Raw genomic sequence first — 14071 nt, 5'->3', positions numbered from 1 at the left:
TCGACCTGTGGCGAGTCTGACTGGCCGTCTACTCCGCCTCCGCCATGGAAATCCGCTCCCCGCCTGGGCTCTCGTTAGTCTCTCCGCGACGAGCGTCGCGCTGAAAACGAGAAGGGCAGGGGACTTGATCCAACCCTACGACCGGCAGTCTAGCGCGGATCTGCCGCTCTCAAATATCAACGAAATTTGCATTTCTAAAATATTGACAATAAAGGTCAGAGCCGCACTGTCACAACACTGCCCTGTGAGCTCCATGCCACGACCCCGCCAGCGCGGTAGAAAACCCTCGTGCGCCAGCCTCGCGGGTCTCCGCGCCTCGATGGCTGGCAAGCAGCCCATTCGTTGTCCCCAGCCGGCCCCCCTGCCGGCTCTTTTTTTATTCGGCGCCAGCCGGCGGCAGGGTCAGCAGCAGCGCCATCAAGTCGACGCCGTACCAGAGGTTGCCCAGCCGCAGATTCTCGTTCGGCGCATGCTGGTTGTTGTCGTGGTTGGCGATCGGCACCCCGATCAAGGGCCGCCCTTCGAAGAGGTAGAGAGGCAGCGAGCCGCCGAGGGTCGGTACCCGCACCACCGGCTCGCCGGCGGCCGCGGTGGCAGCGGCGACGAGGTCCGAAACGGCCGGCAGGTCCATGGCCGTGCGCACCGCTCGGTAACCACCCTGACGAACCACCCGCGCCAGTCGAGGATGGGCTCGGCGGGTCTCGTCGTCGGGAGCTTCCCGCACGATGGTGTAACCCTGGCGGCGGATGTGGTCCTCGACCTTCTGCGCCAGCTCGTCGGGATCGTTGCCGAGCACCAGGCGCAGGTCGATCGACGCCGTCGCCTGCGACGGGATGACGTTGCGCGCCGTCGCGCCGACGGTTGCTCCGGCGAGGCCCCGCAGATTGAGCGAAGGCAACAGCAGGCGCTCGTTGTAGCGCTCCTCACCGACCGACTCGGCCAGGCCGAGAGCGTGGCGCAAGGTCGCTTCGAACTCCGGCACCTCGTCCAAAGCCTGCCGCTCAGCCTCCCCGATGGGCACCACCGAGTCATAGAACCCCTCCACCGTCACTCGCCCGGCTTCGTCCTTCATCGACGCCAGCAGATGCACCAGGCGCTCGCTCGGATTCGGCGCCCAGTTGCCGTAATGGCCGCTATGGAGGGAACGATTGGCGCCGTAGACGGTGATCTCGAGACCGGAGAATCCACGCACCCCGAAGAACAGCTGGGGACGCCCGCTCTGATGCACCGGCCCGTCACAAAACAGCCAGAGGTCTCCGGCGAGACGCTCCCCGAGATGGTCGAGATAGCGCGCCAGGTGCGGCGAGCCGGCCTCTTCTTCTCCCTCCAGCAAGACCTTGAGATTGACGCTCGCCTCGAGGCCGGCGGCGGCGAGGGCATCGAGGGCCGCCAGCAAGGCGATGATCGGCGCCTTGTCATCGGCCGTCGAGCGCCCGTAGAGACGCCAATCGGGGTCGATCTCTTCCTCCGCCGAGGGCCACCGAAAGGGCCGCCCTCCAGCCTCCATGGCGGCACTGTAGAGGGTCGGCTCCCAGGCTCCGTGACGCCATTGGTCGGGGTCCACCGGCTGACCGTCGTAGTGGGCGTAGAAGAGCAGGGTGCGCTGGGCACCGGGAGTCTCGAGCTCGGCGAAGACGATCGGCGCCGCGTCTGCGAGCTCGATCACTTCGGCGGCCAGGCCACGTCGGGTCAGGGCCGTTTCGAGAAATGCGGCGTTGCGGCGAATCGCTGGCCGGTCCGCCGCAACGTTCGGCAAGCGCACCAGCTCGGCGAGCTCGCGGAGAATCTCGCTGCCGTGGACGCTCCGATACTCGCGCGCCGCGGCGAGAGCCGGCGGCTCATCGGCCGCCGGCGCGGGCCGAGCGCACAGCAGCCCGACGAGGAGCAGGAGAATCGCACCCCCAAGCTGTCGCCAGCGACTGTGCCCCCAGCACGCGGGGCGGGCGCCGGCGATGGGACCGGCGGGGTTGGACCGTTGAGCTTCGGCCATCGAATCACTCCTTTAGTGGAGGCTGCTGTGTCGGGCGCGTCCCTGGGTCAAGCATACGCGTTTGCCGGTTGACCCCATCCCAGAGCGCTCCTACAATGTCAAAACCACATAGACAAAGAGCATCCAACGTCGATTCCTACCCGGAGAGGCCCTATGACACTCGCCCGCGTATGCGCTCTCGCCATCGCCACCCTGATGGCCACCTCGCTCGCCGCCGCCCCGGAATTCCGCGTCAACCTCAACGCCGACGCCAAGCAGCGCGAGGCCACCGTCGCCTACGACCGCGACGGCGGCTGCCTGATGGTGTGGCGCAACCTGCGCCACGGCCTCTCGGCGCGCTACTTCCCGGCCGACGGCGCCGCCTCGGACGAGATCCTCCTGGTCGGCAACCGCATGCTCGACAGCAACCCCGGCGAGGGTTACATCTTCGTGCGACGGGACCCGGCGATCGCCCTCCACCCCTCCGGTGACTTCTACCTCTTCTGGACCGAGGAGCGCTCCTACATGCGCGCCGCCATCTTCCACGAAGAGATCACCGTACTCGAGCAAGATGTCCTCGGCCAGCGCTTCCATGCCGACGGCACGCCAGCCGCTGCGCGCTTCCGAGTCCACCGCGAGCGCGCCGGCTGGCAAAGCCGGCCACAGGTGGCGATGGCCTCCGATGGCGCCTTCCTGGTGGCCTGGCAGAGCTACGACCCGGAGACCAGCCGCGAGACCATCGAAGGTCGGCGCTTCACCGCCCGCGGAGCGGCCGCCGGCGGCACGATTCGCATCGACGACGGCCAGGGCGGCCGGGCCCGCAGCCCCCAGATCGCGCGCACCGACGCCGGTGTCCACCTGATCGTCTGGGCCACCCGCAACGACGACGATCGCAACGCCCGCGGCCGCCTCCTCAATGCCCGCGGCCAGGCCCTCGGGAGCTCCTTCGAGCTGCACCCGGAAAGCTCCGACCTGCAGAGCTCACCGGCCGTGGCCACCAGCGGAGATCGCTTCCTCGCCGTCTGGCACGGCGCCATCGACGAGCCGCTGCACTACCGCATCTTCGGTCAGGTGATCGCTTCCGATGGGGCCTTTCGAGGCCCGGTCTTGGAGATCAGCAGCGGCGAGCATCGCGCCCACGCCTACCCGACCGTCGACGCCGCCGCGGACGGTACCTTCGTGGCCGGCTGGCTGGCCTGGATGGGGGACCTCCAGTCTTCCGCCAACGCCCTCCGCCTGAACGCCGACGGCAGCCCGGCGGGCGACCCTATTCGCCTCAACGAGCACCGTCTGGCCAGCCAGTCACTGGCCCTCGCCACGGCACCCAATGGCGACTTCATGGCCGCCTGGGAGGGCTACACGGACGACGACTTCGGGATCTCCGGCCGTCTCGTGGAAGGCGCCGCGAATGCTCGGGTCAAGATTCCGCAGGGCTTGGTCTCACCCGCCGTCGCCCCCTGATGGGCGCCACCTGACGGAGGAGCCGAAGCTTCTCCCTCGAATGGCTTGCGGAGACCGCCGAAATCCGGTCTCCGCGGACGAATCCCTTGACGAGGCCGCCAGCCGGGGGCGAGAGTGAGCCATGTTCTTTCGCCTCGCCCTGCTGTTCATCGCCGTTCCGCTGATCGAGCTCGCCCTGCTGGTCACCCTCGGTCAGCGGGTCGGCCTGGTGCCGACGGTGGCTCTGGTCGTGCTGACCGGCATCCTCGGCGCCGCCCTCGCCCGCCACCAGGGGCTCGCCACCCTCGGGCGCCTGCAAGCGGCCCTCGCCGCCGGCAAACCTCCCCACCGTGAGCTCGCCCAGAGCGCCCTCATTCTGCTCGCCGGGGCGGTCCTCCTGACTCCCGGTCTGCTCACCGACATCGCCGGCTTCTTGCTCCTGGCTCCGGCGATCCGACGCCGCGCCGCCCAGGCTCTGGTGCGAGCTCTCGGCCGCCGCTTCACCCGCGTCAGGGTCAGCGATCCCGGCGCCGTCGAGGTCGACTACGAGGTCGTCGACCCGGCCCCGCGGGGCGAGCCTCGGGAGCCGCCCCGTCGCCTTCCGGAGCCCTGAGATCACGGCGCACCGGCCGCCTTCAACCGCCGCGGATCGCCCCCCGTGGGATTTCCTCACCGCAGCACCTTGACATTCCCGCCTACGTATTCAACAATTAATCCGGATGGACGGATTAATGACTGCAATCACCAGCGCCGGACCCGACATTTTCGACCGCATGGGCGTCCTCTCGGAACCCACCCGCGGTCGCCTGTTGGTGTTGCTCGAAGAGCATGAGCTCACCGTCGGAGAGCTCTGCGCCGTCCTGCAGCAACCGCAATCGACCATCAGTCGCCATCTCAAGGTCCTCGGCAACGGCGGCTGGGTGACCTCCTGGCGCGACGGCACCAGCCGTCACTACAGCATGGACGCCGCTCTGACCGCCGACGCCGGCTCCCTCTGGCGCCTGGTACGGGCCCAGATCGCCGATCTGCCGTCGGCGGCCCAGGACCGCGAGCGCTTGATCGCCGTCCTCGCCGAGCGGCGGACCCGCTCGAAAGAGTTCTTCTCCTCGACCGCCGGCGAGTGGGACCGGCTGCGCCGTGAGCTGTTCGGCGAGCAGGCCGTCTTCGGCCCCCTGCTCGGCCTTCTCGACCCCGGCTGGACGGTCGGCGATCTGGGCTGCGGAACCGCCCAGGCGAGCGCCGCCCTGGCGCCCTTCGTGGGGCGCGTCATCGCCGTCGACGAATCCCCGGAGATGATGGCCGCAGCGGCTGAACGAGTGACCGGCCACGGCAATGTCGAGTTGCGAGGCGGCCGCCTCGAAGCCTTGCCCCTCGGAGATGACGAGCTCGACGCCGCGCTCCTCGTCTTGGTACTGCATCACGTCGCCGACCCGCAGGCGGCACTGCGCGAGGTGGCGCGCGTTCTGGCCCCCGGCGGTCAGCTCCTGATCGTCGACATGCTGCCTCATGATCGAGTCCAGTACCGCCAAGAGATGGGCCATCTTTGGCTCGGCTTCGCCACCGCCCAGCTCGATCGCTGGCTCGAGGACGCCGGCTTCGACGCCATTCGGCGCGTCACCCCGACTCCCGATCCGCGGGCCAAGGGTCCCAGTCTTTTTGTGCTTTCGGCGAGGTGCGGCGGCAACCCCGACCGTCCTCGTCCCTCGTGATCCGATTTTCAACCACCTATCGAACCTTCAAACCTTCATCGGTCGAAACCGCCGGCCTGCGGGCCGGCTCTGAGGAGACTTCGAGCATGACAACCGCAACTCCCACCCGCCACGCCTTCGACATCGCCCGCGAGGCCGGACGGCCGTCCTTCAAGGTCGCCGACTTGAGCCTGGCCGACTGGGGCCGCCGCGAGATCCGCCTCGCCGAGCACGAGATGCCCGGCTTGATGGTGCTGCGCGAGCGCCACCGCGACGACCGGCCGCTGGCCGGCGTCAAGGTGATGGGCAGCCTGCACATGACCGTCCAGACGGCGGTGCTGATCGAGACCCTGGTGGAGCTCGGTGCCGACGTGCGCTGGGTGTCCTGCAACATCTTCTCGACCCAGGACCACGCCGCCGCCGCCACCGTCGTCGGTCCCGACGGCAGCGTCGACGAGCCCACCGGCGTGCCGGTCTTCGCCTGGAAGGGAGAGACCCTCGAGGAGTACTGGTGGTGCACCGAGCAGGCCCTCCTGTGGCCGGACGGCTCCGGCCCGGACTTGATCGTCGACGACGGCGGCGACGCCACCCTGTTGATTCACAAGGGCGTCGAGTACGAAGCCGCCGGCGCCGTGCCGGCCTTCGACGCCAACAGTGAGCCCGAGGAGTGGGGCGTCATCCTCGACGTGCTGCGCGCCCAGCTCGCCAAGGACGGCCAGTTCTGGACCCGCATGGCGGCCGGTATCCGCGGCGTCTCCGAGGAGACCACCACCGGCGTCAACCGCCTCTACCAGATGACCAAGGACGGCACCCTGCTGTTCCCGGCGATCAACGTCAACGACTCGGTCACCAAGAGCAAGTTCGACAACATCTACGGCTGCCGCCACTCGCTGGTCGACGGCATCAACCGGGCGACGGACGTGATGATGGGCGGCAAGGTGGCGGTGGTCTGCGGTTTCGGTGAGGTCGGCAAGGGCTGCGCCCAGTCGCTGCGCGGCCAGGGCGCCCGGGTCATCGTCACCGAGATCGATCCGATCTGCGCTCTGCAGGCGGCGATGGAGGGCTACGAGGTCAAGTCCCTCGAGAGCGTCATCGAAACGGCGGACATCTTCGTCACCGCCACCGGCAACAAGGACATCATCACCGCCGACCACATGGCGCGCATGAAGGACAAGGCGATCGTCGGCAACATCGGTCACTTCGACAACGAGATCGACATGGCCGGTCTCAAGAAGCTGCCCGGCATCGCCACCGTCAACATCAAGCCGCAGTACGACGAGTGGGTCTTCCCGGACGGCCACAGCGTGCTGGTGCTGGCCGAGGGTCGGCTCCTCAACCTCGGTTGCGCCACCGGTCACCCGAGCTTCGTGATGTCGGCCTCCTTCACCAACCAGGTGCTGGCCCAGATCGAGCTGCACAAGAACAGTGACCAGTACGAGCGCAAGGTCTACGTGCTGCCGAAGCACCTCGACGAAGAGGTCGCCCGCCTGCACCTCGACCACCTCGGCGTCGAGCTCACCCGCCTGACCAAGGACCAGGCGGACTACCTCGGCATCTCGGCGGACGGTCCGTTCAAGCCCGAGCACTATCGATACTAGTCGCAAGCTGAAAGCTTGCGACTAGTTCGATAGTTCGTTCGTCTCAGGGGGGCTAAAGGCGCCCCCCTCGCCCACACGCACATGTCGTGTGGGCTCACCCCCGTCCTCGGCGCCGACGGCGCCGCCTCGGGATTCGCCCTCGGGAGCCGGGTGCTGAGCTAGCACCCGGCTTCTTGCTGCAACAGGGCTCACCTCTCCCTTCAACCAGCACCCCGGGCCTCACCCCCGAGACAGCGCCTCGCGGCGCGTACCCTCCATCCGGAGGCGCGGTCGGTTCTGCCACCAAAGTCTGCCAAGTGGGATCTCTGAAGTCTTCCCTTGCAACCCACGCCTGTTTCGTGCACCTCAGCCGGCCAGGCCTCACCCCCGAGACAACGTCTCGCGTTGCGCACCCTCACCCTTCATCCGGAGGGCGCCGAGCAATCGGCTACCCGCTCTGCAGAAACAACACCACCGCGAACACCAGAATCGCCGCGGTAACGAGGACGCGGAGCACTCGGTGGCCGGCCCAAACGGTGAGGTGGACGCCGATCCAGGCGCCGAGGGCGTTGCCGGCGGCGAGGACGAGGCCCAGGGTCCAATCGACTTTTCCCTGCCAGGCGAAGAGACCCAGCGACAGGGGCGTGAAGCACAGCACCACCAGCACCTTGAGGGCGTTGCCGCGCACCAGGTCGAGGCCCAGGCGAGTCAGCACGGCGAGGAGCAGGAAGCCGACGCCGGCCTGCACGAAGCCACCGTAGAGGCCGACGGCGAAGAAGGCGGCGACGGTACCGCCGCGCGAAAGGCGCCGCTCCCCCGCCGGCGGGTTCTCGCCCCACAAGCTCCACAGGACGATCACGATCATCAGCACCGCGAGGATTCGTTGAAAGGCCAGGTCCCCGACGACCAAGGCCGTGGCGGTGCCGATGAGTGCTCCACCGAGCGCCGGCACGATCGCCTGAGCGGCCAGTCGGCGATCGATCAGCTGACGGCGATCGAAGCCCCAGACGGCAGTGACGTTCTGCAGCAGGATCGCGACTCGGTTGGTGCCGTTGGCTACGGTCGGCGGCAGCCCCGCGAAGATCAGAATCGGAAGGGTGAGGAAGGAGCCGCCACCGGCCAGGACGTTGAGCGCCCCAGCCATCAGACCGGCTCCGAAGAGGAGGAGCAAGAGGGTCAAGGTGGAGCGATTCTAGCCCGAGCTTGTCACCACCTGCCGGTGGCACGGCCGTCGGTCGGATTCCGGGGCTCCCTCAGCCTCACCAGTGCCGAGAGACCTCGGCGACGGCCGCGACCCCGGCGCGGTTGTCGCGCCAAGGTGGCTTCGGTAGACTGACGGGCCGGACCGCGAGGCCCGGAATCCGTTTCACGATCTTTGCAGACCCATGAGAGGTGGTGGCCTGCTCCCAGGGCAGGCCTGAAAAGGGAAGTCCGGTGAGAGACCGGCACGGCCCCCGCCACTGTAACCGGGGATGAAAGCGGGAAGGACCCACTGTGTGGGAGGGATCGAGCGCTCGGCGTTCGGTTGCCCGCACGGGAAGGACCCGCCAGTAAGACGATCCGGAAGTCAGGAGACCTGCCCCCTCTCGCGCGCACCCGGGCCCGAACGATCAAGGCGGCCCGACCTCGGGGTGAGGACCTTTCGCGATAACGACGCTGGGCTCCCCCTGCCGTGCGCAGTACCGAAAAGAAGGAGCCGACCATGCGTCGCAGCATTCTGTGGCTGACCGCCCTCGTCGGGGTGACGAGCGGTGTGGCAGCTCAGACCTCGCCCCCCAGCTCTACCTCTCACCTGATTCCGCAGTACTCCGCCGAGGTGATCGTCACGGCGACCCTCGATGAGGAGCCGGAAAGCGAAATCTCAGCCTCAGCCACCGTGATCTCGACCCAGGAGATCGCCGATCGCCAGGTCTCCGAAGTGCTCGACCTGCTGCGCACGGTCCCCGGTCTGGCGGTGGTGCGCTCGGGTTCGCCGGGCAAAGTGACGTCGCTGTTCTCCCGCGGCACCAACTCCAATCAGACCCTGTTCCTGTGGAACGGCCTCGAGATCAACGATCCCTTCCTCGGCGCCGTCGACCTCTCTGGCCTGTCGGCCCACGGCGTCGAGCGCATCGAAGCGGTCAAAGGGCCGTTCAGCGCCCTCTACGGCGGCAGCGCCGTCGGCGGCGTCGTGCAGGTGCTGTCGGCCCAGCACCAAGGCGGCGGAGTGCGCCTCGAGGGTGGCGGCGACGGCTACCGCCGCGGCGCCTTCACCGGCGGCCTCGACGTCGGCACGGTCCATCTCGAGCTCAGCGCCCAGAGTCGCCAGGGCGATGGCCAGGTGGACAACGACTTCTTCGACAGCGACGACCTGGCGGCGCGTGCCGAGTGGCAGGCTCGCCCCGACCTGATGGTTGGTCTCGGGTTGAGCGGCACCGACTCCGAGGTCGGCGTTCCCTTCGGCTTCTTCGGCGATCCGACGCCCAATCAGACCAACGCTCGCGAGCGGCGCCAGATTCAACTGCCGGTTTCCTGGACGAGCTCGGACTGGAGCGTCGACGGTCGCCTCGGCCGATACAGCGAAGACCTGGTGGCGCGCAATCCGGACAACCCCTTCTCGGGCAGCGAAACGGAGGCCACCTCGAGCAGTGCCCGCGCCGTCGCCCGAAGGCAGAGCGACGACCGGAGCTGGTGGATCGCCTTCGGCGGTGACTGGGAGGAGCAGGAGGCAGAGCGCGAGGACGCCTTCTCGGTCTTGCCGACGGTCGATCAGGGCACCTGGGCCGCCTTCAGCCAGCTCCGCCTGCAGCGCGGGCCCGTGACCCTCGATGCCGGGCTGCGCTACGACGACGCCGACACCTTCGGCTCCGAGACCAATCTACGCCTCGGCTCGGTTGTCGCCTTGGGCGACGGCTGGCGCCTGCGGGGTAGCTACGGCGAGGGCTTCCGCCCGCCGAGCCTGTCGGATCTCTACTTTCCGGGCTTCAGCAATCCGGATCTCGAGGCCGAGCGGGCCGAGAGCTACGAGCTCGGCATCGACGGCGAAAGAGGCGCCTGGCGCTGGGGCCTGGTGGCCTTCAACATCGACCAGGAGAACCTCATCCAGTTCGCGCCCCCGACCTTCCTGCCCTTCAACGTCGGGCGGGCCCGCAGCCAGGGACTCGAAGGGCAGGCCACAGTCCGCCTGGACCGCTTCGTCGGCCGGTTGACGGCGACCTATCTCGAGGCCGAGGACCGAGACACTGACAGCCCCTTGCTGCGCCGGCCGGAGGAAAGCGCCGATCTGCTGCTCACCTGGCGCTTCGGCGACTGGACCCTCAATGCCGTCGGCCAATTCGTCGGCGAGCGCTTCGATTTCGGCGGAGTCGAGCTCGACTCCTACACCACCCTCGATCTCGCCACCACCTGGGTGGTGAGATCCTGGGCCAGTCCGTTCCTCCGGATCGAGAACGTCACCGACGAATCCTACGAAGAAGCCGCCGGCTTCCCGGCGCCGGACCGCACCGTCTCGGGAGGCGTGTCCCTGAGCTTCTGATTCTTCGACCGGTAACCCAGGGCCGGTCGTTGTCATCCCGGCCAGCTCGAGAATCTCGCCGGGAGGGCGGGTGAGATTCTCGGGCTAGGCGTGAGTTGGCGTCTCCCCCGTCGCTGGCCGCCGAGCGGGCCTTCCCGCTCCGGCCGATCAGAGCGCTGGCGGGCTATCCACTGCCAATGAAAGCCGATCGAGGGAACCCGATCGGCCTCGGGCTTTCCGAGGTTTCGACCTCATCTTGGTCTCCTTCTCGGAGATCACCCCCTGCCGCTCCCGGTTCACCGGAGCCTTCGCCTCGAGCCACCGTACAGGCGGCGACCGCCAATTTCGGCCTCAGAGTGCGTGCCCGGGGCTTCGCCCCCGGCGAAGCCATCGTCCGTGCCCCCTCTGCGGCCCAAGTTTGCCAGCGCTCAAGCGAATCCCGTAGAATAATTACCTATCCTTTGATGTCTTGTAGGGCTTTGCCACGGTTGCGTCGCAGGGGCGCGACCAATTCGGGCAACGATGCGCGCTTCTTCACTCCACCAGCGCGCCATGGACTGGCTCCATCGGCGCCTTCACCGCCTCCCCATGAGCCCGCGGCTCCTCGTGCCCAGGGGACGTTCGCAGCGCCTGGAGGCCCATCGCGCCCTCTACCGCTGGGCGGCCCGCGGCGCCGGGGGGCAGCGGGCCCTCGATCTGGGATGCGGCACCGGCTATGGCTGCGACGAGCTGATGCTCGCCGGCGCCGAAGAGGTCGTGGGCATCGATGTCGATCCGCGCTGCGTCCGCTATGCCCGGCGCCGGTTCTCCAAGGCTGGTGCCCTCTTCGAAGTCTGCGACCTCACCGGAAAACCGGACGTCCTCCCGCCGCTGCAGAGGCTGGGCGCCGAGGGCGGGGTCGATCTGGCGGTCTGTATCGATGTTCTTCAGGAGCTCGAGGAACCAGACAAGGCGGTGGCGACAGCCGCCCGCTTGCTCAACCAAGGCGGACGATTCATTGCGACCTTCTCCCCCTCCCGTCGGCTGCGCGACGGCGAATGGTGGCAGTGCCTGATTTCCCACTTCCGACAGGTCGAGGCCTGGAGCCTGCGGGAATCGACCACCAGCGCGACAAATCACCATCGCCCCCAAGGACGATTCGTCATCGAGCGCTACGATTCCGACCGGGGCGAGCCGCTCTACCTGGTCTTCTCATGCCGGGATCCTCGGGACCCGCGATCCCTAGCGGCGAGCGAAGAAATCGCCGGCCTGCCGAGTTGGCTGGCGACGGAAAACCCCGTGCCGCCGCTCTTCTCTCGCGTCGGCCGATCCTCTGGCAGAGAACACTGAACCGCGCGGATCGGGAGTCGGCGGCTGCTCAAGAAGTCCTCTGACTCGGCAATCCCGAGTCGGCAGCGCGCGCCCGTGGCTCTGAGAACACCTCCGATGGGCAGTACTGCGGCAGGTACCGCCGACGTCGCGTCACCGCGGCCCGGCTTGATCCTCTCGCCGACGGCAGGCCGTCGCCCTCCGCGACCCAAAAAACAAACGGCCCTCGAGATTTCTCTCAAGGGCCGTTCTCGATATAGCTCCCGGCGACGACCTACTCTCCCACGCCGTCTCCAGCGCAGTACCATCGGCGCTGAGGGGCTTAACTGCCGTGTTCGGGATGGGAACGGGTGTTTCCCCCTCGCTAAGATCACCGGAAAAATCGATCTTTATAAAGCAAAACTGAATTGGGATTCAAAGCGATAGGATCCGCTAATTTAACAAGAATAATGGTCAAGCCAAACGACCGATTAGTACAGGTCAGCTCAACGTCTCGCAACGCTTACACATCCTGCCTATCAACCTCGTAGTCTTCGAGGGGTCTTCAGGGATACCTAATCTTAGAGGGGGCTTCCCGCTTAGATGCTTTCAGCGGTTATCCTTTCCGAACTTAGCTACCCAGCTGTGCCGCTGGCGCGACAACTGGTGCACTAGAGGTTCGTCCATCCCGGTCCTCTCGTACTAGGGACAAATCTCTTCAAGTATCCTACGCCCACATGAGATAGGGACCGAACTGTCTCACGACGTTCTAAACCCAGCTCACGTACCGCTTTAATCGGCGAACAGCCGAACCCTTGGGACCTGCTTCAGCCCCAGGATGCGATGAGCCGACATCGAGGTGCCAAACCTGGTCGTCGATGTGGACTCTTGGACCAGATCAGCCTGTTATCCCCGGCGTACCTTTTATCCGTTGAGCGATGGCCCTTCCATACGGGACCACCGGATCACTAAGGCCTACTTTCGTATCTGCTCGACTTGTAGGTCTCGCAGTTAAGCTCCCTTCTGCCTTTACACTCTACGGCTGGTTTCCAATCAGCCTGAGGGAACCTTCGCGCGCCTCCGTTACTTTTTAGGAGGCGACCGCCCCAGTCAAACTACCCGCCTGACAATGTTCCCGACCCGGATAACGGGCCTGGGTTAGATCTCCAATACGATAAGGGTGGTATTTCACCATTGGCTCCACCGAGCCTAGCGGCCCGGTTTCAAAGCCTCCCACCTATCCTACACATAACGCACCGGGGATCACTGCCAGGGTGCAGTAAAGGTTCACGGGGTCTTTCCGTCTTCATGCGGGTAACCGGCATCTTCACCGGTACTACAGATTCGCTGAGTCTCTTGTGGAGACAGTGCCCAGATCGTTACGCCATTCGTGCAGGTCGGAACTTACCCGACAAGGAATTTCGCTACCTTAGGACGGTTATAGTTACCGCCGCCGTTTACTGGGGCTTAAGTTCGCAGCTTCGTCCGAAGACTAACCGCTCCCCGTAACCTTCCAGCACCGGGCAGGCGTCAGAGCGTATACAGCGCCTTACGGCTTCGCACGCTCCTGTGTTTTTAGTAAACAGTCGCTTCCCCCTGGTTTGTGCCACCACTTCACGCTTACGGAGCAAGTCCGGTCACGTTAACGTGGCCCTCTTTATCCCAAAGTTACAGAGGTAATTTGCCGAGTTCCTTAACCACAGTTCACCCACTCGCCTTGGTCTTCTCGACCTGTCCACCTGTGTCGGTTTCGGGTACGGGCACTACAAGAACTGACTAGAGGCTTTTCTTGGCAGCATAGAATCAGTGACTACGCCTAAACGGCTCGGTATAACGTCTCAGGCTTCATGGGGATCGGATTTGCCTAATCCCCGCCCTACGCGCTTACCCCAGGTCTACCAACGCCTGGGTTCACCTATCTTCCTGCGTCACCCCATCGCTAGCCGCCTCCAAGTGGGTCGATTCGGTTTCCCGAAGGAAACCAGCCTCTTAGCAACTAGGAATTGGCTCTGACGCGCTTGTAGTGGTACCGGAATATCAACCGGTTGTGCATCGACTACGCCTCTCGGCCTCGTCTTAGCTCCCGACTAACCCTGGGTGGACGAACCTTCCCCAGGAACCCTTGGACTTCCGGCGGAGGAGATTCTCACTCCTCTTTCGCTACTCATACCAACATTCGCACTCGACCACGCTCCACGGTGGGTTACCCCTTCCGCTTCACTGCGAGATCGACGCTCCGCTACCGCTCTTTCGAGCCCGCGGCTTCGGCTCTGGACTTGAGCCCCGTTACATTGTCCGCGCAAGACCACTCGACCAGTGAGCTATTACGCACTCTTTAAAGGGTGGCTGCTTCTAAGCCAACCTCCTGGCTGTCTGAGCAGTCTCACATCGTTTACCACTTAGTCCAGAATTAGGGGCCTTAGCCGGCGATCTGGGCTGTTTCCCTCTCGACCATCGAAGCTCATCCCCCGAGGTCTCACTGCTGCGTTATGGAGCCATGGCATTCGGAGTTTGGTTGGGGTTGGTAAGCGTGTAGGCCCCCTTACCCATCCAGTAGCTCTACCTCCATGGCTGAACACGCAACGCTGCACCTAAATGCATTTCGCGGAGAACCAGC

The 14071-nt window shown here is 65.8% G+C and carries 8 protein-coding genes, 2 rRNA genes and 1 riboswitch; of the genes, 6 read left to right on the top strand and 4 right to left on the bottom strand.

Annotated elements, in window-relative coordinates; genetic code table 11:
- Positions 1 to 376: 376 nt before the first annotated feature.
- Positions 377 to 1990, bottom strand: coding sequence for a M20/M25/M40 family metallo-hydrolase (locus AAF604_17005; protein MEM7051371.1), 1614 nt, complete (start codon positions 1988 to 1990; stop codon positions 377 to 379).
- Positions 1991 to 2143: 153 nt separating this feature from the next.
- Here AAF604_17005 and AAF604_17000 point away from each other — a divergent pair, with 153 nt between their 5' ends.
- The 4 genes from AAF604_17000 to ahcY all read left to right on the top strand — a co-directional run bounded on the left by AAF604_17000 (position 2144) and on the right by ahcY (position 6695).
- Positions 2144 to 3430: a hypothetical protein gene (locus AAF604_17000; GenBank protein MEM7051370.1), complete on the top strand. Its 1287-nt coding sequence runs from the start codon at positions 2144 to 2146 to the stop codon at positions 3428 to 3430.
- Positions 3431 to 3551: 121 nt separating this feature from the next.
- Entirely contained in the window at positions 3552 to 4022 is a 471-nt protein-coding gene (locus AAF604_16995) for an FxsA family protein (GenBank protein ID MEM7051369.1), read from the top strand.
- A gap of 118 nt (positions 4023 to 4140) precedes the next feature.
- Positions 4141 to 5118, top strand: coding sequence for a metalloregulator ArsR/SmtB family transcription factor (locus AAF604_16990; GenBank protein MEM7051368.1), 978 nt, complete (start codon positions 4141 to 4143; stop codon positions 5116 to 5118).
- An 86-nt stretch (positions 5119 to 5204) separates the two neighbouring features.
- Positions 5205 to 6695 carry an adenosylhomocysteinase gene (ahcY, locus tag AAF604_16985; GenBank protein MEM7051367.1) on the top strand — a complete coding sequence of 497 codons (1491 nt, stop codon included), beginning with the start codon at positions 5205 to 5207 and terminating at the stop codon, positions 6693 to 6695.
- A 427-nt stretch (positions 6696 to 7122) separates the two neighbouring features.
- On the opposite strand, the gene AAF604_16980 is transcribed toward ahcY, so the two are convergent.
- The gene (locus AAF604_16980; protein ID MEM7051366.1) at positions 7123 to 7854 is read right to left on the bottom strand and encodes a sulfite exporter TauE/SafE family protein; all 732 of its coding nucleotides are present in this window, start codon (positions 7852 to 7854) and stop codon (positions 7123 to 7125) included.
- A gap of 196 nt (positions 7855 to 8050) precedes the next feature.
- Positions 8051 to 8273, top strand: a riboswitch (cobalamin riboswitch).
- 103 nt (positions 8274 to 8376) lie between these two features.
- On the opposite strand from AAF604_16980, the gene AAF604_16975 reads away from it, so the two are divergent.
- Both AAF604_16975 and AAF604_16970 read left to right on the top strand, forming a co-directional pair.
- On the top strand, positions 8377 to 10188 hold the full coding sequence (locus AAF604_16975; protein ID MEM7051365.1) for a TonB-dependent receptor: 1812 nt from the start codon (positions 8377 to 8379) through the stop codon (positions 10186 to 10188).
- 501 nt (positions 10189 to 10689) lie between these two features.
- A complete protein-coding gene (locus tag AAF604_16970; GenBank protein MEM7051364.1) occupies positions 10690 to 11496 on the top strand; it encodes a class I SAM-dependent methyltransferase in 807 nt (268 codons plus the stop codon).
- 240 nt (positions 11497 to 11736) lie between these two features.
- Here AAF604_16970 and rrf read toward each other — a convergent pair.
- Positions 11737 to 11853 (bottom strand): 5S ribosomal RNA (gene rrf, locus AAF604_16965).
- A 71-nt stretch (positions 11854 to 11924) separates the two neighbouring features.
- Positions 11925 to 14071 (bottom strand): 23S ribosomal RNA (locus AAF604_16960); the annotation flags it as partial.

This window comes from Acidobacteriota bacterium, assembly GCA_039028635.1.
GTDB lineage: Bacteria > Acidobacteriota > Thermoanaerobaculia > Multivoradales > JBCCEF01 > JBCCEF01.
The sequence above is the reverse complement of the archived record's forward strand: the minus strand, read 5'-3'. Positions and strand labels throughout refer to the sequence as shown.

Coding starts and splice junctions, on each gene's coding strand:
- AAF604_17005 (MEM7051371.1), bottom strand. CDS start 1,990: ATGGCCGAAGCTCAACGGTCCAACCCCGCCGGTCCCATCGCCGGCGCC.
- AAF604_16995 (MEM7051369.1), top strand. CDS start 3,552: ATGTTCTTTCGCCTCGCCCTGCTGTTCATCGCCGTTCCGCTGATCGAG.
- AAF604_16970 (MEM7051364.1), top strand. CDS start 10,690: ATGCGCGCTTCTTCACTCCACCAGCGCGCCATGGACTGGCTCCATCGG.
- AAF604_17000 (MEM7051370.1), top strand. CDS start 2,144: ATGACACTCGCCCGCGTATGCGCTCTCGCCATCGCCACCCTGATGGCC.
- AAF604_16975 (MEM7051365.1), top strand. CDS start 8,377: ATGCGTCGCAGCATTCTGTGGCTGACCGCCCTCGTCGGGGTGACGAGC.
- ahcY (MEM7051367.1), top strand. CDS start 5,205: ATGACAACCGCAACTCCCACCCGCCACGCCTTCGACATCGCCCGCGAG.
- AAF604_16990 (MEM7051368.1), top strand. CDS start 4,141: ATGACTGCAATCACCAGCGCCGGACCCGACATTTTCGACCGCATGGGC.